Origin of the sequence: Pseudomonas sp. Leaf15, assembly GCF_001421425.1 — a bacterium.
In the GTDB taxonomy this organism is placed as follows: Bacteria; Pseudomonadota; Gammaproteobacteria; order Pseudomonadales; family Pseudomonadaceae; genus Aquipseudomonas; species Aquipseudomonas salomonii.
This window is the reverse complement of record NZ_LMKI01000032.1, coordinates 67088-90403: the sequence shown is the minus strand read 5'-3', so window position 1 is coordinate 90403 and position 23316 is coordinate 67088. Positions and strand designations below refer to the sequence as shown.

The window sequence follows — 23316 nt, the reverse complement described above, 5'->3', positions numbered from 1 at the left end:
TTCTAAACGCAGTTCACTTGCGAAGAAATCAGACCGTTGGAGAGGCGCGGGGGTTGAGGCTCGGCCATTGCTGGCGCGGGGTCGGGGCTTGCCGTGCGGGCGGTGAAAGGCCCGGCACCGCATCAAAACGCGTGACATACAGCTGCGGCACATGCCCCGGCAACGCCACCAACGGCGGCGAGCCCGAGCAGCACCAGCAATGCTGCATGGCGGAATGATCTTCCTGGGGCGGCGTTGGGATTTCCAACGTGCCCAAGGCAATAGTCTTGAGACTGGCGCCATTGGAAGAACAGAAACTGCCCCACAGCAATTGCTGCACGGGGTCCTGCGACTGTTGCATCGCGCTGGCCATCGGCATGGCAAAGGCGTTGAACAGCACTGCAAAGCAGGCGATCCACACAATTGCAAAGCGTTGACGGGCCATGGCGGACAATCCGTAGGGTTAAGCGATCAGGTGGGTATTTAGCCTGATCGGGGGGCATAAGTAAAAAGTGGCGGTGTGGTTTGGTGTCGCAGTGGTTGCCTTCATCATAGCCGGGAACCACGGATTGCCAATTTTACCGACGGGTCGCGATCTCCAGCGTGATGCGGAACCCGGTGGGAGCTGGCTTGCCTGCGATGCGGACAACTCGGTTTTCCAGCCGTACCGAGGTGATGCTATCGCAGGCAAGCCAGCTCCCACAGTTAGGTGTGTGTGGGCTATGGCTTGGTGTTGAGCTTGCGGGTTGCATGAGCAATGTCCTGCTGCGCTCTGCGTATCAAAGAACCATCGCCAGGGTCTTCTTCAATACAGGCTTGCAGATAAACTTCCATATCCTCTTGTGTATGAAGATGGTCGACGATGTTGAAAGGGCTGAGCGTCGCCGTATGGTCGCAGGGGGGCTGGGCTTTTTTCAGCGTTTGGTTGAGCAGGTCAGCCACTTCAGGCGCGACTGAGTCCATGGCGTTGGCTTCCAGGCCTAGTGCGTGCGCCAACTCGGGGTTGGCGCTGATGCGCTCGACAATCGTGAGTTCAACAGGTCGAGTCGAGCGTCGGGCGCGGGAGTTTTTAGCCATGTGATCAGCCTCATGCTTAACGTCGTTGGACGAAATGTTGAGGATCATCGCCAGGGGAGTACGTTTCCCGGTAGTCAGCTGCTTCCGGTGCTTATGTAGGCCGCTTCTTGTTGAGCCTCTGCACAACCTAAATGTGGAGGCCGTTCACGGAAACGTCCGACAGGGATTTAAGGTTGTCCCTAGGAAGGTAGATCTCTAGTCTGCGTACACCGCTGCAAACTCAGCGGTCGGGCGTCGCGGCCCGGATTTCTCCAGACGCAAAAGCGTCATCGTCTCCTTTCAGTTGGCGCTTTTTTATCGTCTACTGTGCGGCGCTATGGCGGCTGTGCGCGGGATACCTTCGGGTATGCCGGTTGTTCTGGAGAATCGGTCCGCGAACCTGCGTACAGCTGCCACCCCCATCGCGTCGCGGCGATCAGTGGCAGCTCCCTTTTACTTCTCCGGAGCTTCACAATGATTAAACCCACCCCCAATCCCCCCATTTGCCTATTCACCGTAGCCGATGGAATCAGCACCGAAGACCTGCTGGTCAACCTCAGCGAAACACTCGCCTCGGCCAATGCGCTGAGTTGCGACCTGGCGTTTGACCTGGATGGCCCGAAGCGAGAGGAATTGCTGGGCGTTGCGCAGTTGATTGAGCTGGCGCAGTTGCTGGCTGAACGCGTGCATAAGGGCATCGGGCAGTCGACGGCACCAGCCTGATAATACGTTCCAAGTGTGGGAGCGGGCTTGCTCGCGAAAGCGCAGTGTCAGTCAATTCATCCGGCGACTGACACACCGCCTTCGCGAGCAAGCCCGCTCCCACATTGGATAGGTGGTGTTTAGAGAGTGCTGACTGCCTGTAGCACCGCAGCCACGTCGGTGAACTCTCTATCCACCCCCGCCAACACCGGCCGCTTCAACACCAACACCGGCACGCCGCGCTCGCGTGCCACTTCCAGCTTCGGCTCGGTTGCCGCACTGCCGCTGTTCTTGCTGATCAACACATCAATCCCACGCCGTTCAAACAACGCGCGCTCGTCCTCAATCAGAAACGGCCCACGCGCGGCGATGACTTCACAGCGCTCATTGCCCGGATACACATCCAGTGCGCGCAGCGTCCAGAACTGATCGGCGGGGATCTCATCCAGATGCTGCAAGGGCTCGCGCCCCAAAGTGAACAACGGACGTTTGAAGGGCTTCAAGGCTTCGATCAGCTCAGCCCAATCCCCCACCTCGCGCCAGTCATCACCCGCCTGCGGCTGCCATGCCGGGCGCCGCAACGCCCAGCAGGGAATGCCGCACACTGTTGCCGCCGTGGCCGCGTTCTGGCTGATCTGCGCCGCGTACGGGTGGGTCGCATCGAGGATCAGACTGATCTGCTCATCGCGAACAAAGTGCGCCAAGCCTGCATGCCCGCCGTAGCCGCCGACGCGCACTTGGCAGGTGAGGTCAGTCGGCACGCGCCCAACCCCAGCCAGGCTATAGATATGCTCCGGCCCCAGCGTGCGGGCGATGGCCAGCGCTTCGGTGACGCCGCCCAACAGCAGGATGCGTTTCATAGCGGCTTGACCACGTCCAGCAAGGTGATCGGCAGCGCCTGACGCCAGGTGTCGAACTCACCCAGCGGTTGGGCCTGGGCCACATGAATGCGGGTCAGTTCGCCGCCGTGTTCAGCGCGCCACGCCATCAAGGTCATTTCACTTTGCAGGGTCACGGCATTGGCGACCAGACGACCACCGGGACGCAGGTGTTGCCAGCAGGTGTCGAGCACGCCGTCGCGGGTGACGCCGCCGCCGATAAAGATCGCGTCCGGTGCTTCCAGGCCGAGCAACGCGTCCGGCGCCTTGCCCCGAACCAGTTGCAGGCCGGGCACACCGAGGGCATCGCGGTTATGTTCGATCAGGCTTTGGCGCCCCGTATCGGCTTCAATCGCCAGTGCGCGACAACTCGGGTGCGCGCGCATCCACTCGATGCCGATGGAGCCGCTGCCCGCGCCCACGTCCCAGAGCAATTCGCCCGGCATTGGCGCGAGGCGGGCGAGGGTCATGGCGCGTACATCGCGCTTGGTCAGTTGGCCGTCATGTTTGAAGGCCGAATCCGGCAGCCCGGCGAGGCGTGACAGGCGCGGGGTGTGGGCGTCGGCCACGCAGTCGATGGCGACGAGATTCAAATCCGCAACCGAGGCGTGTTGCCAATGAGCAGCCAACCCGTCGATGCGCTGTTCGGTTGCGCCGCCCAAGTGTTCAAACACGCTCAACCGGCTGCGCCCGAATCCGGACTCGGCTAACAGCGCGGCAATCGCCGCAGGGCTGCGCCCATCATTACTCAGCACCAGCAACCGCACGCCACTGGCCAGGTGCGCATTAATCGCCGCCAATGGCCGCGCCACCACGGATAACGTCACCACCTCCTGCAATGGCCAGCCCAAACGCGCCGCCGCCAATGATACGGAGGACGGCGCCGGTAAAATCAGCAGTTCTTCAGCCGCCACCTGCCGCGCCAGACTGGCACCTACGCCATAGAACATCGGGTCGCCGCTGGCCAGTACGCACACCGGCTCGCCGCGACTGGCCAGCACCAGCTCCAGGGAAAAAGGGCTTGGCCATAGCTGGCGGTCGCCACCAATACACACGGGCAGCAGGTCCAACTGGCGCTGGCCGCCTATAATCCGGGTGGCGCGCAACAGGGCGTGCCGGGCGTTTCTGCCCAGGCCCTTGAAGCCGTCTTCACCGATGCCTACAACCGTCAGCCAGGGCGACATAAGAATTCCTTGAACGACATCCGACGGGCAGGCTTTTCATGCCGCCGGACAAAGCAGGCATAATACCGCGCCTTTACCCGTCAACCGGTAGCCCCGTGAACCCAACGCCTGCTCTGAATACCTTGCGCCCCTCGGCTTGTCCGGGGTTGCTGCGTATCGTCCAGGCCCTGGATGGCGGAATTTGCCGGATCAAACTGGCCGGCGGTTCCATCACCGCCACCCAGGCGTTTGCCGTGGCAGACGCGGCGCAGACCTATGCGGGCGGGGTGATCGAAGCCACCAACCGCGCCAACCTGCAGATTCGCGGGATTGGCGCCGAGCAGGATGCATTGATCGCCCTGCTGCTGGCCGCCGGGCTTGGCCCCAGCAACGCCGCCGGTGACGACGTGCGCAACCTGATGCTCAGCCCCAGCGCCGGCATCGACCCGCAGATGCTGTTCGACACCCGGCCGCTGGCGGATCAGCTCCTCGCCACCCTGCAAAATCATCCACGTTTCCATGAATTGTCGGCCAAATTCGCCGTGCAACTCGATGGCGGTGAAGCCCTGGCGATGCTCGAGCATCATCATGATCTGTGGCTGTCGGCGTTTGAGCAGGCGGGCGAGACACTTTTGGCCTTCGGCCTTGCCGGTTGCCCAGGCTTGGATGCACCCTTGGCCGCTGTGCCGCTGGAGCAAGGCCATGCCCTGGTCGTGGCCGTGCTGGAAGCGTTTCTCGACCTGGCAACCCCGACGCAAACCCGCATGCGTCATCTGGCTGTGGATAACTTACTGGCTCATCTGAGCCTGCCGTTACTGCCGGTGGATGGGTTCAAGCGTCCGGCCAGCGGGGCTTTGTCGCACCTGGGCACTTATCCACAACGGCAAAAAAACCTGTTCTACGTCGCCGCCGTTGCGCCGCTGGGGCGTCTGGATTCGAGCATGCTCAAAGGCGCCGCGCAGTTGGCCAGTGAGTATGGCGACGGCACGTTGCGTTTCACGCCGTGGCAGGGCGTACTGCTGCCCAACCTTGAAAACCACTGCGCCGTGACTGAAGTCCTGGAGCAATTGGGCTTTCTCTGTTCAGTCGACCAGCCGCTGGCACGCATGATCGCCTGCACCGGCTCACGCGGCTGTGGCAAAGGCCTGGCCGACACCAAGGCCGATGCCCTGCAACTGGCTGCGCTGCACCCCGGCCACGACGTACACCTGTCCGGCTGCCCACGCTCCTGCGCCGCCGCACACATTGCGCCGGTCACCTTGCTGGCGGTAAGCCCCGGCCACTACGACGTCTATTTTCGCGAGGCAGCCCACCCCGGTTTCGGCCGGCTGCACGCACGCACTCTTTCCATTGAAGCGGCGGGCGCCCTGTTACGCGGCCGCACACGGAGCAACACCGATGATTGATTACATCCGCGACGGTCAGGAGATCTATCGCAACTCCTTCGCCATTATTCGCGCGGAAGCCAAGTTAGAGCGCATTCCTGCCGACCTGGAAAAACTCGCGGTGCGGGTGATTCATGCCTGCGGCATGGTCGATGCCATTGACGGCCTGCAGTTCTCCGAAGGCGCAGGCAAGGCCGGGCGCGATGCGCTGGCGGCCGGCGCGCCGATTTTGTGTGATGCGCGCATGGTCTCCGAAGGCGTGACCCGTGCGCGCCTGCCGGCCAATAACCAGGTGATCTGCACCTTGCGCGACGACAGCGTGCCGGAGCTGGCGCGGGAGCTGGGCAACACCCGTTCAGCTGCCGCGCTGGAACTGTGGCGTCCGCACCTGGAAGGCAGCGTGGTGGTGATCGGCAACGCCCCGACGGCGCTGTTTTACCTGCTGGAAATGCTCGACGCCGGCGCGCCGAAACCGGCGTTGATCCTCGGCTTCCCGGTGGGTTTTGTCGGCGCTGCAGAATCCAAGGCAATGCTGGCGGCCGACAGCCGTGGCGTACCGTTTGTGATCATGCAAGGCCGCCTGGGCGGCAGTGCGATGGCCGCCGCAGCGGTCAACGCCTTGGCCACGGAGGTCGAATAATGCCGGCACGCGGACGTTTGATTGGCCTGGGCGTTGGCCCCGGCGACCCCGAGTTGATCACCCTCAAGGCGCTGCGCCTGCTGCGCGAGTCGCCGGTGGTCGCGTATTTCGTGGCCAAAGGCAAAAAGGGCAACGCTTTTGGCATCATCGAAGACCACTTGGTCGCGCAGCAAACGCTGATGCCGCTGGTGTACCCGGTGACCACCGAAGTGCTGCCGGCGCCGATGTCTTACGAGCAGATCATCAGCGACTTCTACGACAACGCCAGCCTCGATGTGGCCGCGCACCTGGACGCTGGCCGCGATGTGGCGGTGATCTGCGAAGGCGATCCGTTCTTCTACGGCTCCTATATGTACCTGCACGACCGTTTGGCCGAGCGTTATGAAGCCGAGGTTATCCCCGGCGTCTGCTCAATGCTCGGCGGCGCTTCGGTGCTTGGCGCGCCGTTGGTGTATCGCAACCAGAGCCTGTCGGTGCTCTCCGGCGTGTTGCCCCATGAAGACCTCAAGCGCCGGCTGGCGGACGCCGATGCCGCCGTGATCATGAAGCTGGGCCGCAACTTCCCCAAGGTGCGCCAGGTGCTGCAAGAACTCGGTCTGGCCGAGCGTGCGCTGTATGTAGAGCGCGCGACCATGGCCAACCAGAAAATCGTGCCGCTGGATCAGGTCGACCCGGCGTCTTCGCCGTACTTTTCGCTGATCATCGTGCCGGGTGAAAGGTGGCAAGGTTGATGCGCCCGGCGATTGTGATTCTCGGCCAGGGCAGCCTGGCGACGGCGCGCAGGATCGCGCAGGTGTATCCCGGCGCGCTGATCCACGGCCTGGCCGGGCGAGTTGAAGGGGCGGACCAGACTTACAGTGAGTTCGGCGCGACCCTGCGTCAGCTTTACCAACAAGGCACGCCCCTGATTGCCCTGTGTGCTGCCGGTATCTTGATTCGCACGCTGGCGCCGCTGCTGCTGGAAAAAGGCGAAGAGCCGGCTGTGCTGGCCGTGGCTGAAGATGGCAGCGCCGTGGTGCCGTTGCTCGGCGGCCTGGGCGGCGTGAATGTGATGGCGCGAGAGATTGGCGCGGCACTCGGCGTCGCTGCGGCGATCACCACCAGCGGCGAGCTGCGTTTTGGCACTTGCCTGCTCAACCCGCCTGCGGGTTATGCGTTGGCGGACCTGGAACTGGGCAAGCGGTTTGTCTCGGACCTGCTGGCCGGCGAAAGCGTGCGCATCAAAGGTGTGGCGCCGTGGCTGGACCAGGCGAATTTGCCGCAGGATCAGCAAGCACGTCTGGCGATTCACGTGGGCAGTGCCGAGCGCGTGCCGGCAGCCAATGAATTGCTGATTTATCCGCAGACGGTGTGTGTCACCTGTAAGCCAGGGGTGGATTTGGCTGAGCGGGTGCGAGCCGCTTTACATCGCGCGGGCATCGCCGTGCAATCCCTGGCCTGCCTGCTGGCCAACGATACACAGATGGCCGACGCCTCGTTGCAGCAAGCCGCATTGGCGCTGGGCGTGCCGTTGCGTTTTGCACAGGTGGCGCAAGACGCGGACATCGTGATCACCGTGGCCGAGCAACCGCTGGACCTGTCGCACGTCGGCCGTGCCCGTGGCCGCCTTGCCGTGATCGGCCTGGGCCCTGGCGCGGCCGAGTTGATGGTGCCGGCGGTGAAGGCCGAGCTGGCGCGGTGCACCGATGTGCTGGGTTACGAAACCTATGTGCGCATGGCCGGGCCGTTCCGCGACGATCAGGTGCAACACTGCACCGACAACCGCGAAGAAATGCAACGCGCTCGCCATGCCTTCGAATTGGCCGCTCAAGGCCGTTCGGTGGTGGTGGTGTCGTCCGGCGACCCTGGCGTATTTGCCATGGCGGCGGCGGTGCTGGAGGCGTTGCACGAATCCGGCGACCCGGCCTGGCATCAGGTCGAACTGGAGATCCTGCCGGGCGTCTCAGCCTCGCTGGCCACGGCCGCGCAAGCGGGTGCGCCATTGGGGCATGACTTCTGTGTGATGTCGCTGTCGGACAACCTCAAGCCCTGGTCGATCATCGAAAAACGCCTGGACCTCGCGTCCCAGGCCGACCTGGCGCTGGCGTTCTACAACCCGATCTCGCGTTCGCGGCCGTGGCAATTGGGGCGCGCCCTGGAAATCGTCGCGTTGCACCGCACGCCCGAAACACCGGTGGTGCTGGGTCGCGACATCGGCCGCCCAGGCCAGACCCTGCGTGTCACTACGTTGGGACAGTTGACGCCTGAACAAGTGGATATGCGCACCATGGTGCTGATCGGCTCGTCCACCACCTGCGTATTCCCCCGCGCCGGTGGCGGCGAATGGGTGTACACGCCGCGCTGGTATGGCGAGAAACCCGCGTCCTGAAAACAGCGCGCGACAGGTAAGAAAGCTCCGAGTAACGCTGGGTGAAAACCTGCTGTTGTTCGGGGCTTTTTCTTTTTTTGTCGATGAAAAAAGGAAGGTCTACCGGTATGCCGCGTTATTGCTGGGTGACGTTTTTTCGACGCGTGCGACAAGCGATGTTTGTGGTCTGGCAAGCGCGCCAGCGGCTGGACTAGTGTGAAGACAAGCCCCATGTGGGGTGCTTGTGGAGAACTGAAAAATGGAGCGACATCACAAAAGGATCATCAGTGCTAAAAGGCGCAAGTTGATTGCCGCCTACAAGCTGCCAGGGGCGCCGGGAGCCAAGCGCCCGGCGCCGCTGGACGCGGAAGATGACAGCAATGCCGCCGTGGTGAACAACGGCGTGATCTCGTTTATCGAGGGCATGTCGGCGCTGAACCGTGAATACATCCGTAAAAGCTACCTGCTGGCCAGCAGTTATGTGAGTGATGTGTTGAAGGTTCAACGAGGCAGCGAGGCGTGGTATGACGAATTTATCAAGGTGATGGTCAGCCTGGGCTGGTTGCCGGTGCGCAGCGCTTTTGAGCGGGTCTCAAGCTCCGGAAAAGGCCTGACGGTGCAAGTGGCGGCGCTGAATATTATCGCCGCGCTGGCGGCGGCCTCACTGGCAGGGCCATTGCTGGCGGCGCTGCCGAAACTGGCGGCGGATGCGTTGCAGGCCTTGAAGCAACAACCTGCGTCGTTTGAGCTGTTCAAGCGCAACAGCACGGTGCACCAGGGCGGCGATTTCGGCCTGGCGTCCTGTGCTGAAACGGGGGGAGAGGTGATGATGGTGCTGGCGACTTACAGCACCCACGGTGTGAGCAAGCAGCTGGGCCTGCCGTTTCTGGAGTGGGACAGCTCTTCGGTCGAGGCTTTCAGCGGCCAGACTTGCCTGGTGCTCAATACCTCAGTAGTCAACGAAAAAACCATCCAGCTGATGCGCGAGAGTGCCGGCGACAAGGTACAGCTGGCGATCGCGAAGTACCGGATTTAAGGCACCAGGTAACCGCGCACACCGGTAAAGATGATCTGCGCGGCCAACGCACACACGAACAACCCCATCAACCGACTGACAATCTGCAAGCCCTGGTCACCCAGTATGCGTTCGATACGGTTGGACAAATACAGCACCACACCGACCGTGAAGCTGGCCAGGGCAATGCTGACGATCGCCATGAACTTGTCATCCCAGTGGGGCTGGCTCACGCCCATCACCAACAGCGCACCGATGGTGCCGGGGCCGACTGTGAGCGGGATGGTCAGCGGTACGATGGTCACGTCCTGCTGCACATTGTCGGTCTGCACCGCCGACTTGCCCTGGGCCATGCCCAGCGCCGAGATAAACAGCACGCTGCCGGCGCCGATGCGAAAGGCATCCACGGTGATGCCGAACACACTGAAAATCACCCGGCCGAACAGGTAGAGCAACACGCTCGACACCAGCGTGGCCAACGCAACCTTCCAGGCCAGGCGCCGCCGCTCTTTGCTGGAGTAGCCACGGGTCAGGCTGATAAAGCAGGACAGCACAAAGAACGGGCTGTAGAGCACCAGCATTTTCAGGTAGACGCTGAATAACACGTGGAGCATGGGCGCGGCTCGCGAGAGGAGAGGTTTGCGGAGTCTATCAGGCGCAACCGGGCAAATGTGGGAGCTGGCTTGCCTGCGATAGCGGTGGGTCAGACAAAGGGTGGGTGACTGACACGCCGCCATCGCAGGCAAGCCAGCTCCCACAGGAGGCTGCATTTCAGGTTCAAGACGGGGCGTGTTCCGGCCGCTGCTGACGCTGCGCCACCCAAAACTCCACCAGCTCACGCAACTGCGACAATTCCACCGGCTTGGCCATATGCCCATCCATGCCGGCCTGGCGTGCGCGTTCTTTATGTTCCGTCAGGATGTGCGCCGTGAGCGCCACCACGGGCGTGCGAATGCGCTGGTGGCTGACTTCCCACGCGCGCAATTGCTGGGTGGCAGAGAAGCCATCGAGGATCGGCATTTCGCAGTCCATCAACACCAGGTCATAACGCTGGGCCTTCATTGCCTCCAGCGCTTCTTCGCCGTTGCTGGCGGTATCGGGGTTGAGGTTGAGCTTGCCGAGCATGCCGCGAATCACTTTGGTGGAGATGCTGTTGTCTTCAGCCACCAGGATCTTGAAATCACTCGGCACGGTCACCGCTGCCGGCGCGCTGAGCATAGGGCGCGGGGCAATGGCGCCTTTGCTGCGCTGGGTCAGCTCGTCGGCCAGGGTGGTCTTGAGTGTGTAGCCGGCCACCGGCTTGGCGAGGATGCGTTTGATCCCGCTGTTGCGCGCGATGATCTTGCTCGGCGCATTGCTGATGCCGGTGAGCATGATCAGCAGGATGTCGTGGTTCAGGCTCGGGTCTTCCTTGATCTTCGCCGCCAGTTGCATGCCGGTCATGCCGGGCATGTTCTGGTCCAGCAGCACCACGTCGAAGTAATCGCGCAGGTGCGCTTTGGTGCGCAGCAGCGCCAGGGCTTCTTTGCCGGACGGCACGGCGCTGACGTTCAAGCCCCAGGCGGTGCATTGCTGCACCAGCACTTTGCGGCACGTGTCATTGTCATCGACCACCAACACCCGCGCGCCTTTGAGCGGCCCGTCGAGGTCGGAGGTCGGGTGTTCCAGGCGTTCCGGGTCCAGTGGCAGGGTCAGCCACAGGGTGCTGCCCTGGTGGCTGCCGCTCTTGATGCCGAACTCGCCGTTCATCAACAGAATCAACTGGCGGGCGATGACCAGGCCCAGGTGGCCGCTCAGGCGCGTGGCCGAGAGGAAGTTCTTGCTGTGCAGTTCGCTGTGCAGCAGCGCGTCGCGTTCGGCGGCGTCCATCGGCAGGCCGCTGTCTTGTACGGCGATGCGCAGGCGTGGCTTGGTGCTGCGCTCGTCGAGGGCGACCACGATCAGCACTTCGCCCTCATCGGTTTTTTGCAGGGCGTTTTCCAGCAGGCTCAACAGCGCCTGGCGCAGGCGTGTGGGGTCGCCGCTGATCACGCGGGGCACCTGCGGCTGGATAAAGCTGATCAGTTCGACGTTCTGCTGCTCGGCCTTGGCGCGGAAGATACTCAAGCAGTCATCGATCAGCGCGTTGAGGTCAAATTGCACATCGTCCAGTTCGATCTGCCCGGACTCGAGCTTGGAGATGTCGAGGATCTCGTTGATCAGCGTCAGCAGTTCATTGCCGGCGCTGTGGATGGTCTGCACATAGTCGCGCTGCTTCACCGACAGCGGCGTGCCCAGCAGCAACTCGGTCATGCCCAGCACGCCGTTCATGGGGGTGCGGATTTCGTGGCTGATCTTGGCCAGGAATTCGGCCTTGGCGGCGATCTCGGCGTTGCTGGCTGCCAGATCGCGGCTGAGGCTGAAGCGTGCTTCGACAATGGCGCGCTGGCGTTCGCCCAGGGCCAGGCTCATCAGCAGGCCGCTCAGGCAGATAAAGCTCAGCAGGGTCACGATCAGGCCTTGCGGCGCCACCAGCGTCAGGCCCAGCAGGGCGGGCAGAATGATCAGGGTGCCGAGGTTGAACACTACCATCGCCACCACAAACAAGCGCGCCGGCCGGTAGCCTTTCTGCCAGTGGTAGGCGGAGACAAACAACATGCTCAAGCCCGCCAGGGCGACCAGCGCGTAGGTGATGATGTTCAGCGGCAAGGTGTTGACGAACAACAGCAGCAGGCCACACAGCACGATCAGCAGGATGTCGGCCATCAACAGCTTGTTCAGCGGGTGCGGGCCCAACGGCATGAAGAAGCGGTAGGCAAACATCAGCCCGCACGGTGCAGTCAGCAGCAGCGCGAGGTAGGCGCCCGGGGTTTGTACCGCGTGCCAGTTCGGCAGCCACGGCCCCACCAGATTGAGCAACAGCGCCAGGCTCAGCACCAACAGCACTTCGCAGGCCGCCAGCCACAGGCTGCTGCGCGAACGGTGATAGGCGAAGCGTGTAAGGTTGTGCAGGATCAGCATCAACAGGCAGCCGAACAGCAGGCCGTAGATCAACGTCTGGGTCTGGTCGGCGGCGGCGAGCACGGCCGGTTCCAGGGTGATGTAGGGGCGCAGTTCGTGTTCCGAGACCAGGCGCAGGTACACCTCAAGGGGCTTCTGGCTCTGGGGCATCGGCAGCATGAAATCGCTGCTGGGCAGCGGGCGTTCTGCCTGGGGCTGGCGCGTACCGGTGCTTTGCTGCTCCACCAGCATGTCGCCGTCGAGCACATACAGGTTCAGGTGCGAGAGGTCCGGGGCGAATACGCGCAGCACTTGTTCGTGCTTGCCGGGTTGCAGCTTGAAGCGTACCCACAACGCACCGTCCGGCTCCGCGGCGGTAATCCGGTCGAGTTCGATGGGGCTGAATTGATTGGTGTAGCGGGCGGAGCGGATGTCGCTCAGCTGCAGGTCGGCCTGTTCATCAAGCAATACTGCCCAGCCACTGCCTTGTGCGGCGGCCTGGGCCGGGAACAAGCAGAGCAGGGTCAGCAAGCTGACGGTAAAACCTATGGCGATCCTGAGCCAGCGCACGGCGAAATCCCTTCGTAGGTTGATGCACGGGTTAACTATGCGCGGGGCGACATGGGTACGGCAAGGGCCAGAGGCCCTTACCTAGCCGAACGGATAGCTACGCAAGCGTAGCTGTTCAGTTGTTCTCACCGCGTTCACGGGCAATGGCGCGATAGCCGATGTCCGTGCGGTAGAAGCAACCTTTCCAGTCGATTTTTGCCGCCAGTTTGTACGCCTGCTGTTGCGCGGCGTCGACACTGGCACCCATTGCGGTGGCACACAATACACGGCCACCTGCGGTTACAACTTTGCCGTCCTTGAGCGCGGTGCCCGCATGGAACACCTTGCCTTCCAGCGTAGCAGCCGCGTCCAGGCCTTCAATCACATCGCCCTTGGCGTAGTCGGCAGGGTAACCACCGGCCGCCAGTACGATGCCGACGCTCGGGCGCGGATCCCACTGTGCTTCAACCTTGTCCAGTGCCTGTGCCAGGGCGGCTTCCACCAGCAGCACCAGGCTCGATTGCAGACGCAGCATCACCGGTTGGGTTTCCGGATCGCCGAAGCGGCAGTTGAACTCGATCACTTTCGGGTTGCCGGCTTTGTCGATCATCAGGCCAGCGTAGAGGAAACCGGTGTACACATTGCCTTCGTCGGCCATGCCGCGCACGGTTGGCCAGATCACCAGGTCCATCACGCGCTTGTGCACGTCGGCGGTGACGACCGGGGCAGGGGAGTAGGCACCCATGCCGCCGGTGTTCGGGCCGCTGTCGCCATCGCCCACCCGTTTGTGGTCCTGGCTGGTGGCCATCGGCAATACGTTCTTGCCATCGACCATCACGATGAAGCTGGCTTCTTCGCCGTCGAGGAACTCCTCGATCACCACACGCGAGCCTGCATCGCCAAACGCGTTACCGGCGAGCATGTCGCGTACGGCGTCTTCGGCTTCCTGCAAGGTCATGGCGACGATCACGCCTTTACCGGCGGCCAGGCCATCGGCCTTGATCACGATCGGTGCGCCTTTTTCACGCAGGTAAGCCAGGGCCGGCTCGATCTCGGTGAAGTTCTGGTAGTCGGCCGTCGGGATCTTGTGGCGCGCCAGGAAGTCCTTGGTAAAGGCTTTCGAACCTTCCAGCTGGGCGGCACCGGCGGTAGGGCCGAAGCAGTCCAGGCCACGGCTGCGGAACAGGTCCACAACGCCGGCAACCAGTGGTACTTCCGGGCCGACGATGGTCAGGGAAACATTCTTTTCAGCAAAATCGGCCAGCTGCTCAAGCGCCAGCACGTCGATAGCGACGTTTTCGCACTTGGCTTCAATGGCGGTGCCGGCGTTGCCGGGGGCGACGAAAACCTTCTGGACGCGTGGGTCCTGGGCAACTTTCCAGGCCAGGGCGTGTTCACGGCCACCGCTGCCAATGATCAAAACATTCATTTCAAAAACCTCGTTAGGATGATCGTTCCCACGCTCTGCGTGGGAATGCCTCTACGGACGCTCTGCGTCCGAGGGACGCGGAGCGTCCCTGGCTGCGTTCCCACGCGGAGCGTGGGAACGATCAATCAGTGGCGGAAGTGGCGCATGCCGGTGAAGACCATCGCGATGCCCGCTTCATCAGCGGCCGCGATCACTTCAGCGTCACGCATCGAGCCACCCGGTTGGATCACGGCGGTCACACCGGCTTTCGCGGCGTTGTCCAGGCCATCACGGAACGGGAAGAACGCGTCGGAAGCCATCACCGAACCCGCAACCTGCAAGCCTGCGTGCTCGGCCTTGATCGCGGCGATACGCGCCGAGTTCACGCGGCTCATCTGGCCGGCGCCGACACCGATGGTCTGGCGGTTCGTGGCGTAGACAATGGCGTTGGACTTAACGTACTTGGCCACTTTCCAGGCGAAGATCAGGTCGTTGATCTCTTGCTCGGTCGGGGCGCGTTTGGTCACGACCTTCAGGTCTTCGCTGCCGATCATGCCGATGTCGCGGCTCTGTACCAGCAAGCCGCCATTGACGCGCTTGTAGTCCCAGGCCGCGGCGCGGTCCGCCGACCACTCGCCACAGGCCAGCAGGCGCACGTTGGCTTTGGCGGCGACGATGGCGCGGGCCTCTTCACTGACGGAAGGGGCGATGATCACTTCGACGAACTGGCGCTCGACGATCGCCTTGGCGGTCTCGGCGTCCAGCTCACGGTTGAAGGCAATGATGCCGCCAAACGCGGATTCAGTGTCGGTGGCGTAGGCCAGTTCGTAGGCCTGGCGAATCCCGCCTTCAGCGTCCGGGCTCACAGCCACGCCGCACGGGTTGGCGTGCTTGACGATCACGCAGGCCGGCTTGACGAAGCTCTTCACACACTCCAGCGCAGCGTCGGTGTCGGCCACGTTGTTGTAGGACAGTTCTTTACCTTGCAGCTGGGTCGCCGTGGCGATGCCGACTTCGGCAGGCTTGGCCTCAACGTAGAACGCCGCGCTTTGGTGCGGGTTCTCGCCGTAGCGCATTTCCTGGGCCTTGATGAACTGGCTGTTGAAGGTGCGCGGGAACTGGCTGCGGCCTTCTGTGCTGAGGGTCTCGGCGGCCTGGTTCACGGTGCCCATGTAGTTGGCGATCATGCCGTCGTAGGCAGCAGTGTGTTCGAACGCCTTGAGCATCAGGTCGAAACGCTGGGCGTAGGTCAGGCCGCCGGCTTTCAGGCTTTCCAGTACGTTGGCGTAGTCGCTGGCGTTAACCACGATGGCCACGTCTTTGTGGTTCTTGGCAGCCGAGCGAACCATGGTCGGGCCGCCGATATCGATGTTCTCGATGGCGGTCGGCAGGTCGCAGCCTGGCTTGTTGATGGTGGCTTCGAACGGGTAAAGGTTAACGGCCACCAGGTCGATCGGCTTGATGCCGTGTTCGCTCATGATGGCGTCGTCGATACCGCGACGACCGAGGATCCCGCCGTGAATTTTCGGGTGCAGGGTCTTGACCCGACCGTCCATCATTTCCGCGAAACCGGTGTAGTCCGCGACTTCTACTGCGGCCACGCCGTTGTCCTGCAGCAGTTTGAAGGTCCCGCCTGTGGAGAGGATTTCCACGCCAAGGGCTTCCAGCTCCCGGGCAAATTCGAGGATCCCGGTCTTGTCGGAGACACTGATCAAGGCGCGGCGGATCGGCAGGCGGGTGGTCTGGTCGGTCATTTCAATTTCCATCAAAAGCAAAGGAGTCAGCAAAAAAGGCGACCGTTTTTACGCGGGCGCCTTTCTGGTTTGATTGAATGCTTACAGCAAATCGTACTGCTTGAGCTTTTTGCGCAAGGTGCCACGGTTGAGGCCCAGCAGCTCACTGGCTTTGGTCTGGTTGCCCTTGACGTAGTTCATCACGCTTTCGAGCAACGGCGCCTCGACTTCGGAGAGCACCAGGTTGTACACATCCGTGACGGAAGCGCCCTCAAGGTGGGCGAAATAATTGTGCAGCGCCTTCTCGACACTCCCACGAAGGGTCTGACCTTCTTCGCTCGGCGTGTTGAGGTGCTGTTTCAAATTGACGTTGTCGCTCACGGGTGCTGTTCCACTCACTAAAGTCTCGGTCATCATCGTCATGCGGCCACCCCCTCTCCATCCCCTGTTCCCAGGCTCTTGTCACGTTCGGCGAAGAACTCACGAACGGTGGCGACCTGTGCCTGCGTTTCATCCAAACGATTGAACTGAGCGCGGAATTCCTTGGCGCCCGGCAAGGTGGCGAGATACCAGCCGACATGCTTGCGAGCAATGCGTACTCCCATCACGTCTCCATAGAAGGCGTGCAGGGCGGCCAGATGCTCTAGCAGAATACGTTCCACCTCGATCAACTCCGGTGCCGGCAAGACGTCGCCGGTACGCAGAAAATGTTCGATCTCACGAAAAATCCATGGCCGCCCCTGGGCGGCCCGGCCAATCAACAAGCCATCGGCACCGGTGGCGTGCAGCACGCGCCGGGCTTTTTCGGCTGAGTCGATATCGCCATTGGCAAAGACCGGCATCGACACCGCCTGCTTGATCGCGGCAATGGTGTCGTACTCGGCTTCACCTGTGTAAAGGTCGGCGCGGGTGCGGCCATGCACCGCCAGCGCTGTAATCCCGGCCTGTTCAGCGATCTTCGCCACGGTCAGGCCATTTTTGTTGTCCCGGTCCCAGCCGGTACGAATCTTCAGGGTGACCGGCACATCCACTGCGGCGACAACGGCCTGCAGGATCTCGGCTACCAACTGCTCATCTTTCAACAATGCGGAACCGGCGGCCTTGTTGCAGACCTTCTTGGCCGGGCAGCCCATGTTGATGTCGATGATCTGCGCGCCCAACTCCACGTTGGCTCGGGCCGCATCCGCCAGCATTTGCGCATCACCACCGGCGATCTGCACCGAGCGGGGCTCGGGATCACCTTCGTGGATCATGCGCATCCGCGATTTGCGGGTGTTCCACAAGCTCATGTCGCTGGTGACCATTTCAGAGACTACTAGACCCGCGCCCAAACGCTTGCACAGCTGACGAAAGGGCTGGTCGGTGACGCCCGCCATCGGGGCGAGGATCAAGCCGTTTGGCAATGTGTATGGGCCGATGCGTACCGCCGACATAGGACTTCCCTGTTGTGGGGCCGGATCATTAGAGTTCGAAAAAGGGTTGGCATGATACCCGCTCTCGATGACTGGATAAAGGCTGAATTGGATAAAATCTGAACAGTTATTTCTTTATCGCCGCCGGTTTGGTTGCGCGGCGCAAAGTCAATAATTTGCCGTCAAACCTCGGAACCTGCGCCGACTCACTCGGGCGAGTGAAAACTCAGGCTGTAATTCACGGCTTTATTGCCTGGGTCAAGGATATCCAGGGAGATGTGGATCGGCGTCTGCGATGGCATTTCGCTCACGCCGGCCAATTCACCGCTCAGGTATTCGCCGGGCTTGAAGCGGCGACTGGCGATCAGACCGCCGTTCATGTCGGCAAAACGCAGTTCCAGCAACGGGAAGGGCTGGGAGAACGTCGCCCGGTTATAGATGATCGCATCCACCACCAGCGCCCCGGCAAACTCCGGGTTGCTGCGCACCACCAGGTTGCTGCTCTTGATATGGGCAATATCGACCCGCGATGGCACCGTGCAACCCAGTGACGGGCACAGCTGCTGGAACCACGGGCGGTAGGCATCCTGGCGGGCCAGGTCGTCGAATTGGTACGCGATGTACTGGCCTGCCAGGCCGGCGGCGGCGATCAGCACCAGCAGGATCCAGATCAGGCGACGGCCCCAGCCGGACGGGCGCTTCTGGGCGTAAAGGTGCAGCGGGTCGTCTTCCAGGTCCTGGAGCACGTCATCGTGAACACTCACCTCGGGGCGCGCGCGCTTGCGACGCGGTTGCGGGCGATCGTCGGGTTCCGGTTCGTCCAGGGCCCGGGTCAGCGGCGTGAACGGCGGGTCGATGTCGTCATCTTCATCGTGCGGCGCCGAGCGCAGTGGCGGTTCATCGTCGATGTCGTCAAGGCGAAACGACATGGAGGGTTCGGTGCGCTGACGTGTCGCAGTGGCCGGTTCCGGCTCGTCCTCGGGCGCTGGGGTGCGTTCCTCGGGCGGTTCACTGAACAGGCTGGCGGCCCACTGTTCTTCTTCGGCCTTGGCGGTGCCGCGGGTGGCGCTCAGGGTATCTTCCGGCTGGCGACGGTCGGCACTGGCCTGACGACGTTCCAGCTTGGCCAGTTCTTCATCCAGGTCCAGGTTGTCCAGGTCCAGTTCTTCGGCATTCCACTGCTTCTGGCTGATGGCCCGTGGGGCCTCGGCGGCTTTCTCGGCGGCGGTCGGCTGCTCAGGCGCGGGCACCTGGCCGCGCTGCTCCAGCAACTGGCGAGCGGCGTTGAACACTTGCAGGCACGAGCCACAGCGCACTACGCCACGGGCCACACTCAGCTGTGCGTGGCTGACGCGAAAACGGGCTTGGCAGTGTGGGCACTGGGTGACGAAACTGTCGGTCATGCGGCCATCCGATTCAGGCAAGCGCTCATTCTAGCGCCGACGACCACTGATGCGTACCCAGCCATCACGGTTGGCGATCGGGTCCAGCTCGAAATCCTTGGCGTAGGCAGCGGCCACGTCTTCGCCTTGCTCGGCGAGGATGCCCGACAGCGCCAGGCGGCCGCCCGGCTTGACCAGGCTCGACAGCTGCGGCGCCAACGACACCAGCGGGCCGGCGAGGATATTGGCCACCAGCACGTCGGCCTGCACCTGGGGCAAATCTTGTGGCAGGTAGAGTGGGAATTTGCCTTCAGCAATGTGGTTGCGCCCGGCGTTATCGCGAGAGGCTTCCAGCGCTTGCACGTCGATATCGGTGCCGACGGCTTCCTTGGCGCCCAGCAGCAGCGCGGCAATTGCCAGAATCCCCGAGCCGCAGCCAAAGTCCAGCACGTTGCAGTCGGTCAGGTCCTGGCCGTCCAGCCATTCCAGGCACAGTGCGGTAGTAGGGTGAGTACCGGTGCCGAACGCCAGGCCCGGGTCCAGCAGCAGGTTGACGGCATTCGGCTCAGGCGCGGCGTGCCAGCTTGGCACGATCCACAGGCGCTGGCCGAAACGCATCGGCTGGAAGTTGTCCATCCAGCTGCGTTCCCAGTCCTGGTCTTCGATCACTTCGCTGTGATGCTCGGGCAGCGGGCTGCCAGTGAGCAATTGCATATGGGCCAGCACGGCGGCGGCATCGGTGCCGTCTTCGAACAGGGCCAGCAGGTGGGTGTGGGACCACAGCGGCGTGGTATTGAGTTCCGGTTCGAAGATCGGTTGGTCTTCGGCATCCATGAAGGTCACCGACACGGCGCCGACTTCGAGGAAAGCGTCTTCGTAGGTTTCGGCTTGTTCTGGGCTGATGGCGAGACGGACTTGCAGCCAAGGCATGGCGGGCACCTTTGAAAAAATGAGTGTGCGACGGCTGGGTCGCGAAAGCGCGCAAGTTTACGCGAGCGGCGAGTGTGTGGCGAGCGGGCTTATGAGGGAGCTGGCTTGTGTGGGAGCTGGCTTGCCTGCGATGCAGGCGCCGCGGTCTGTCTGTGACGATCGTTCCCACGCTCCGCGTGGGAATGCCGCCCAGGACGCTCTGCGTCCGTGACGCGGAGCGTCACAAGATGCATTCCCACGCGGAGCGTGGGAACGAGCATAACAACAGGTGTTTCACAAACAACAAAGCCGCCCTGAGGCGGCTTTGTTGGGTGAAGCACTTACTGGTTGGCCAGCTTGTGTTCCAGGTAGTGAATGTTCACACCACCTTCGCAGAAGCCTTCATCGCGGACCAGATCCCGATGCAGCGGGATGTTGGTCTTGATGCCGTCAACCACGATTTCGTCCAGGGCATTGCGCATACGGGCCATGGCCTCGTCGCGGGTGGCGCCCCAGGTGATCAGCTTGCCGATCAGCGAGTCGTAGTTGGACGGAACCTTGTAGCCGCTGTACAGGTGCGAATCCACACGCACGCCGTTGCCGCCCGGCGCGTGGAAATGCTTGACCAGGCCAGGGCTTGGGATAAAGGTTTTCGGGTCTTCGGCGTTGATCCGGCACTCCAGGGAGTGGCCGTGGAGCTTCACGTCGTCCTGGGTGAAGGACAGCACGTTGCCGGCGGCGATGCTCAGCATCTCCTTGACGATGTCGATACCGGTGACCATCTCCGAAACCGGATGCTCTACCTGCACACGAGTGTTCATCTCGATGAAGTAGAAGCGGCCGTTCTCGTAGAGGAACTCAAAGGTACCGGCGCCACGGTAGTTGATGTCGATGCACGCCTTGACGCAGCGAGCCAGTACTTCCTGGCGCGCGGTTTCGTCCAGGCCCGGTGCCGGAGCTTCTTCCAACACTTTCTGGTGACGACGTTGCAGCGAGCAATCGCGGTCGCCCAGGTGGATGGCGTGGCCCTGGCCGTCGGACAGAACCTGCACTTCCACGTGACGTGGGTTGGTCAGGTACTTCTCCAGGTAGACCATCGGGTTGCCGAACCAGGCAGCCGCTTCGGAGCGGGTCTGCTTGGCGGCCTCGATCAGGTCTTCTTCCTTGTGCACCACACGCATGCCGCGACCACCACCGCCACCGGCGGCCTTGATGATCACCGGGTAACCGACTTCGCGACCAATGCGCAGGGCGGTTGCCTCGTCTTCCGGCAGTGGGCCGTCGGAACCTGGAACGGTTGGCACGCCGGCTGCGATCATGGCGTCCTTGGCCGACACCTTGTCGCCCATCAGGCGAATGGTTTCGGCTTTAGGGCCAATGAAGGCAAACCCGGATTTTTCCACCTGTTCGGCGAAATCGGCGTTTTCCGCGAGGAAGCCGTAGCCTGGGTGGATGCCATCAGCGCCGGTCACTTCAGCGGCCGCGATGATGTTCGAGACTTTCAGGTACGAGTTCGTGGCCAATGGCGGACCGATGCAAATGCTTTCGTCCGCCAGTTTCACGTGCATCAATTCGGTATCGGCCGTCGAGTAAACAGCGACGGTCTTGATGCCCTCTTCCTTACAGGCGCGCAGGATACGCAGCGCGATCTCGCCGCGGTTGGCGATCAGGACTTTTTGCAGTTTCTTCGCAGGTTTCAACATCGAAGGCGCTCCGCGGTTCAAACGATGGTGAACAGCGGCTGGTCGTACTCAACCGGCTGACCGTTTTCTACCAGGATGGATTCGATGACGCCGGCTTTTTCAGCCGTGATGTGGTTCATCATTTTCATCGCTTCAACGATGCAGATGGTGTCGCCCACTTTCACGGTTGCGCCGACTTCAACGAAGGCTGGCGAGGTCGGTGCCGGGGTGCGGTAGAAGGTACCGACCATTGGCGACTTGACCACGAAGCCGTTCAGCGCAGGCGCAGCTGGGGCGGCCGGTGCAGCGGCAGCAGCCGGGGCGGCGGCAGGTGCGGCAGCCGGAGCAGGTGCTTGCATCTGTGGCGCGTAGAACTGTTGAGCCGGGGTCTTGCTGTGGCGGCTGATCCGTACGGATTCTTCGCCTTCCTTGATTTCCAGCTCGTCGATACCGGATTCTTCCAGCAGTTCGATCAGTTTCTTAACTTTACGGATATCCATGAATCATCAACTCCCAAGGGTCGGTCAGGGGCGCTTGGCCGGTTGTTCAAGTTGTTCCAGGGCGGCCTCCAGGGCCAGTCGGTAACCGCTGGCGCCAAGGCCGCAGATCACACCTACCGCTACGTCGGAGAAGTAGGAGTGATGGCGGAAAGCTTCGCGTTTGTGCACGTTCGACAAATGCACTTCGATAAATGGGATGCTCACCGCCAGCAGCGCGTCACGTAATGCAACACTTGTATGCGTAAAAGCGGCGGGATTGATCAGGATAAAGTCCACGCCTTCGCCACGCGCGGCATGGATGCGATCAATCAATTCGTACTCGGCATTGCTTTGCAGGTACAGCAAATGGTGGCCGGCTTCACGCGCCCGGCGTTCCAGATCAAGGTTGATCTGTTCCAGGGTCACCGCCCCGTAGACGCCCGGTTCGCGGGTGCCAAGCAGGTTCAGGTTTGGTCCGTGAAGAACCAGAAAGGTCGCCATCGGCTGTTCCTTGTTATTGATGTGGGTGCGTCAGAACCCGGCGACTATGCCGCAAAGCCTTTGTGACTGTCCAGTTCTATGCAGTAGGCGGCACGATTAGCGATGATTGCGCAAAATTTGTGACTGTGAGGCTGGATTTGGTCAGTGATTGATCGTTCCCACGCTCCGCGTGGGAATGCCGCCCCGGACGCTCCGCGTCCCGCTCTGAAGTCGTGACGCGGAGCGTCACAGGATGCATGACCACGCAGAGCGTGGGCACGATCTCGATCGCATTAGACGCGAAACGCCTGCACGGCAGTGTTCAGTTGCCCACCCAGTTCCAGCAAATGCTCACCCTGGCTACGTCCTTGGCCAATGCGCAGCAGATTATCCTCGCCCAGCTGGTGAATCCGCTCGCTGTTGTCACGAATCTCACTGACGGCGCCACTCTGCTGCGCGGTCACATCGGCGATGCGCACGGCAGTGTCGGAGATGGTCTGGATCGCCCCGACGATTTCATCCAGCGCGCCGTCGGCCGCCTGGGCCTGCTGGGCGGTGGCCTCGGCGTGTTCGACCTGGGCGCGCATACCCTGCACCGACTGATGGGCGGCGCTTTGCAGGCCGGTGATCAAACCCTGGATTTCAGCAGTGGCGCCCGCCGTGCGTTGGGCCAGGGTGCGCACTTCGTCAGCCACCACAGCAAACCCACGCCCGGCTTCCCCGGCGCGCGCAGCCTCAATGGCGGCGTTGAGGGCCAGCAGGTTGGTCTGGTCGGCAATCGAGCGAATCACGGTGAGCACGCCGCCGATGGTGGCGGATTCTTCCGCGAGTTTTTCGATTATCTGCGCGTTTTGCTGCACTTCACCCACCAGCGCATGCAAGCCGGTGAGGCTCAGGCCGATCACCCGTTGGCCCTGTTCCACGGCCAGGCCTGCACTGCGGCTGGCACCCGCAGCCTGGCTGGCGTCGCCGGCCACTTGCTGGATGGTGGCTTCCAGCTCGCCCAAAGAGTCGCGGATCTGTGCGGTATCACCCGCTTGGCGCTGCGCGCCATCATGCAAGCCACTGCTCAGCTCGGCCAGGGCGCGACTGCTACCGGCGACTTCTTCGGCATTCCCGCGAATGGTGCCCACCAGGT

Annotated in this window: 21 protein-coding genes and 1 pseudogene; 6 read left to right on the top strand and 16 right to left on the bottom strand. The window is 62.3% G+C overall.

Annotated features, from left to right (window positions below; all coding sequences use genetic code 11):
* Positions 1-28: 28 nt before the first annotated feature.
* Entirely contained in the window at positions 29-424 is a 396-nt protein-coding gene (locus ASE80_RS19930; protein WP_056860470.1) for a DUF2946 domain-containing protein, read from the bottom strand.
* Between the two features lie 275 nt (positions 425-699).
* On the bottom strand, positions 700-1056 hold the full coding sequence (locus ASE80_RS31555) for a hypothetical protein (protein WP_236708856.1): 357 nt from the start codon (positions 1054-1056) through the stop codon (positions 700-702).
* Between the two features lie 453 nt (positions 1057-1509).
* Here ASE80_RS31555 and ASE80_RS19920 point away from each other — a divergent pair, with 453 nt between their 5' ends.
* Positions 1510-1758, top strand: a complete 249-nt coding sequence (locus ASE80_RS19920; protein WP_056860468.1) for a DUF6124 family protein — start codon at positions 1510-1512, stop codon at positions 1756-1758.
* A 119-nt stretch (positions 1759-1877) separates the two neighbouring features.
* Here the strand turns inward: ASE80_RS19920 and ASE80_RS19915 are convergent, their stop codons facing one another.
* Together ASE80_RS19915 and ASE80_RS19910 are read right to left on the bottom strand one after the other, a co-directional pair.
* Positions 1878-2597, bottom strand: coding sequence for a cobalt-precorrin-6A reductase (locus ASE80_RS19915; protein ID WP_056860467.1), 720 nt, complete (start codon positions 2595-2597; stop codon positions 1878-1880).
* The gene (locus ASE80_RS19910; protein ID WP_056860466.1) at positions 2594-3799 is read right to left on the bottom strand and encodes a bifunctional cobalt-precorrin-7 (C(5))-methyltransferase/cobalt-precorrin-6B (C(15))-methyltransferase; all 1206 of its coding nucleotides are present in this window, start codon (positions 3797-3799) and stop codon (positions 2594-2596) included. Before ASE80_RS19910 ends, ASE80_RS19915 begins: the two co-directional genes overlap by 4 nt.
* Before the next feature lie 38 nt (positions 3800-3837).
* Between ASE80_RS19910 and cobG the strand changes: the two genes are divergently transcribed.
* From cobG to ASE80_RS19885, 5 genes are all read left to right on the top strand, one after another.
* A complete protein-coding gene (gene cobG / locus ASE80_RS19905) occupies positions 3838-5184 on the top strand; it encodes a precorrin-3B synthase (protein ID WP_056860465.1) in 1347 nt (448 codons plus the stop codon).
* Positions 5177-5803, top strand: coding sequence for a precorrin-8X methylmutase (locus ASE80_RS19900; RefSeq protein WP_017136756.1), 627 nt, complete (start codon positions 5177-5179; stop codon positions 5801-5803). Before cobG ends, ASE80_RS19900 begins: the two co-directional genes overlap by 8 nt.
* Entirely contained in the window at positions 5803-6534 is a 732-nt protein-coding gene (locus tag ASE80_RS19895; protein ID WP_056860464.1) for a precorrin-2 C(20)-methyltransferase, read from the top strand. The genes ASE80_RS19900 and ASE80_RS19895 overlap by 1 nt, the downstream gene beginning before the upstream one ends.
* Positions 6534-8171, top strand: a complete 1638-nt coding sequence (gene cobJ, locus ASE80_RS19890; protein WP_056860463.1) for a precorrin-3B C(17)-methyltransferase — start codon at positions 6534-6536, stop codon at positions 8169-8171. The genes ASE80_RS19895 and cobJ overlap by 1 nt, the downstream gene beginning before the upstream one ends.
* A gap of 238 nt (positions 8172-8409) precedes the next feature.
* Entirely contained in the window at positions 8410-9186 is a 777-nt protein-coding gene (locus ASE80_RS19885; RefSeq protein ID WP_056860462.1) for a hypothetical protein, read from the top strand.
* On the opposite strand, the gene ASE80_RS19880 is transcribed toward ASE80_RS19885, so the two are convergent.
* The 12 genes and pseudogenes from ASE80_RS19880 to ASE80_RS31935 all read right to left on the bottom strand — a co-directional run.
* Positions 9183-9779: a MarC family protein gene (locus ASE80_RS19880; protein ID WP_017136752.1), complete on the bottom strand. Its 597-nt coding sequence runs from the start codon at positions 9777-9779 to the stop codon at positions 9183-9185. The genes ASE80_RS19885 and ASE80_RS19880 overlap by 4 nt on opposite strands.
* 163 nt (positions 9780-9942) lie before the next feature.
* Positions 9943-12714: a hybrid sensor histidine kinase/response regulator gene (locus ASE80_RS19875; RefSeq protein ID WP_056860461.1), complete on the bottom strand. Its 2772-nt coding sequence runs from the start codon at positions 12712-12714 to the stop codon at positions 9943-9945.
* A 115-nt stretch (positions 12715-12829) separates the two neighbouring features.
* The gene (gene purD, locus ASE80_RS19870) at positions 12830-14122 is read right to left on the bottom strand and encodes a phosphoribosylamine--glycine ligase (RefSeq protein ID WP_017136750.1); all 1293 of its coding nucleotides are present in this window, start codon (positions 14120-14122) and stop codon (positions 12830-12832) included.
* A 125-nt stretch (positions 14123-14247) separates the two neighbouring features.
* The gene (purH, locus tag ASE80_RS19865) at positions 14248-15855 is read right to left on the bottom strand and encodes a bifunctional phosphoribosylaminoimidazolecarboxamide formyltransferase/IMP cyclohydrolase (RefSeq protein ID WP_056860460.1); all 1608 of its coding nucleotides are present in this window, start codon (positions 15853-15855) and stop codon (positions 14248-14250) included.
* An 81-nt stretch (positions 15856-15936) separates the two neighbouring features.
* The gene (gene fis, locus ASE80_RS19860; protein ID WP_003221275.1) at positions 15937-16257 is read right to left on the bottom strand and encodes a DNA-binding transcriptional regulator Fis; all 321 of its coding nucleotides are present in this window, start codon (positions 16255-16257) and stop codon (positions 15937-15939) included.
* Positions 16254-17267 (bottom strand): tRNA dihydrouridine synthase DusB, encoded by a 1014-nt coding sequence (dusB, locus tag ASE80_RS19855; protein ID WP_056860459.1) that lies wholly within the window; start codon positions 17265-17267, stop codon positions 16254-16256. Before dusB ends, fis begins: the two co-directional genes overlap by 4 nt.
* A 185-nt stretch (positions 17268-17452) precedes the next feature.
* Complete coding sequence (locus ASE80_RS19850) at positions 17453-18649, bottom strand: DUF3426 domain-containing protein (protein WP_056860458.1); 1197 nt, start codon at positions 18647-18649, stop codon at positions 17453-17455.
* Positions 18650-18679: 30 nt separating this feature from the next.
* Positions 18680-19558, bottom strand: coding sequence for a 50S ribosomal protein L11 methyltransferase (gene prmA, locus ASE80_RS19845; RefSeq protein ID WP_056860457.1), 879 nt, complete (start codon positions 19556-19558; stop codon positions 18680-18682).
* Between the two features lie 320 nt (positions 19559-19878).
* Positions 19879-21240, bottom strand: a complete 1362-nt coding sequence (gene accC / locus ASE80_RS19840) for an acetyl-CoA carboxylase biotin carboxylase subunit (RefSeq protein WP_053254132.1) — start codon at positions 21238-21240, stop codon at positions 19879-19881.
* A gap of 17 nt (positions 21241-21257) precedes the next feature.
* Positions 21258-21719 carry an acetyl-CoA carboxylase biotin carboxyl carrier protein gene (gene accB, locus ASE80_RS19835; protein WP_017136744.1) on the bottom strand — a complete coding sequence of 154 codons (462 nt, stop codon included), beginning with the start codon at positions 21717-21719 and terminating at the stop codon, positions 21258-21260.
* Positions 21720-21743: 24 nt separating this feature from the next.
* The gene (gene aroQ / locus ASE80_RS19830) at positions 21744-22199 is read right to left on the bottom strand and encodes a type II 3-dehydroquinate dehydratase (RefSeq protein ID WP_056860456.1); all 456 of its coding nucleotides are present in this window, start codon (positions 22197-22199) and stop codon (positions 21744-21746) included.
* A gap of 272 nt (positions 22200-22471) precedes the next feature.
* A pseudogene (locus tag ASE80_RS31935) lies at positions 22472-22987 on the bottom strand (methyl-accepting chemotaxis protein); the annotation flags it as partial.
* Between the last annotated feature and the right edge of the window lie 329 nt (positions 22988-23316).

Excerpts from the sequence above, each read along its gene's own strand:
- purD (WP_017136750.1), bottom strand. The coding sequence starts at position 14,122 with ATGAATGTTTTGATCATTGGCAGCGGTGGCCGTGAACACGCCCTGGCC.
- ASE80_RS19920 (WP_056860468.1), top strand. The coding sequence starts at position 1,510 with ATGATTAAACCCACCCCCAATCCCCCCATTTGCCTATTCACCGTAGCC.
- aroQ (WP_056860456.1), bottom strand. The coding sequence starts at position 22,199 with ATGGCGACCTTTCTGGTTCTTCACGGACCAAACCTGAACCTGCTTGGC.
- cobG (WP_056860465.1), top strand. The coding sequence starts at position 3,838 with ATGCCGCCGGACAAAGCAGGCATAATACCGCGCCTTTACCCGTCAACC.
- ASE80_RS19900 (WP_017136756.1), top strand. The coding sequence starts at position 5,177 with ATGATTGATTACATCCGCGACGGTCAGGAGATCTATCGCAACTCCTTC.
- ASE80_RS19915 (WP_056860467.1), bottom strand. The coding sequence starts at position 2,597 with ATGAAACGCATCCTGCTGTTGGGCGGCGTCACCGAAGCGCTGGCCATC.
- ASE80_RS19885 (WP_056860462.1), top strand. The coding sequence starts at position 8,410 with ATGGAGCGACATCACAAAAGGATCATCAGTGCTAAAAGGCGCAAGTTG.
- accC (WP_053254132.1), bottom strand. The coding sequence starts at position 21,240 with ATGTTGAAACCTGCGAAGAAACTGCAAAAAGTCCTGATCGCCAACCGC.
- ASE80_RS19895 (WP_056860464.1), top strand. The coding sequence starts at position 5,803 with ATGCCGGCACGCGGACGTTTGATTGGCCTGGGCGTTGGCCCCGGCGAC.
- fis (WP_003221275.1), bottom strand. The coding sequence starts at position 16,257 with ATGACGATGATGACCGAGACTTTAGTGAGTGGAACAGCACCCGTGAGC.
- prmA (WP_056860457.1), bottom strand. The coding sequence starts at position 19,558 with ATGCCTTGGCTGCAAGTCCGTCTCGCCATCAGCCCAGAACAAGCCGAA.
- cobJ (WP_056860463.1), top strand. The coding sequence starts at position 6,534 with ATGCGCCCGGCGATTGTGATTCTCGGCCAGGGCAGCCTGGCGACGGCG.
- ASE80_RS19910 (WP_056860466.1), bottom strand. The coding sequence starts at position 3,799 with ATGTCGCCCTGGCTGACGGTTGTAGGCATCGGTGAAGACGGCTTCAAG.
- ASE80_RS19850 (WP_056860458.1), bottom strand. The coding sequence starts at position 18,649 with ATGACCGACAGTTTCGTCACCCAGTGCCCACACTGCCAAGCCCGTTTT.
- purH (WP_056860460.1), bottom strand. The coding sequence starts at position 15,855 with ATGACCGACCAGACCACCCGCCTGCCGATCCGCCGCGCCTTGATCAGT.
- ASE80_RS19880 (WP_017136752.1), bottom strand. The coding sequence starts at position 9,779 with ATGCTCCACGTGTTATTCAGCGTCTACCTGAAAATGCTGGTGCTCTAC.
- ASE80_RS31555 (WP_236708856.1), bottom strand. The coding sequence starts at position 1,056 with ATGGCTAAAAACTCCCGCGCCCGACGCTCGACTCGACCTGTTGAACTC.
- dusB (WP_056860459.1), bottom strand. The coding sequence starts at position 17,267 with ATGTCGGCGGTACGCATCGGCCCATACACATTGCCAAACGGCTTGATC.
- ASE80_RS19930 (WP_056860470.1), bottom strand. The coding sequence starts at position 424 with ATGGCCCGTCAACGCTTTGCAATTGTGTGGATCGCCTGCTTTGCAGTG.
- accB (WP_017136744.1), bottom strand. The coding sequence starts at position 21,719 with ATGGATATCCGTAAAGTTAAGAAACTGATCGAACTGCTGGAAGAATCC.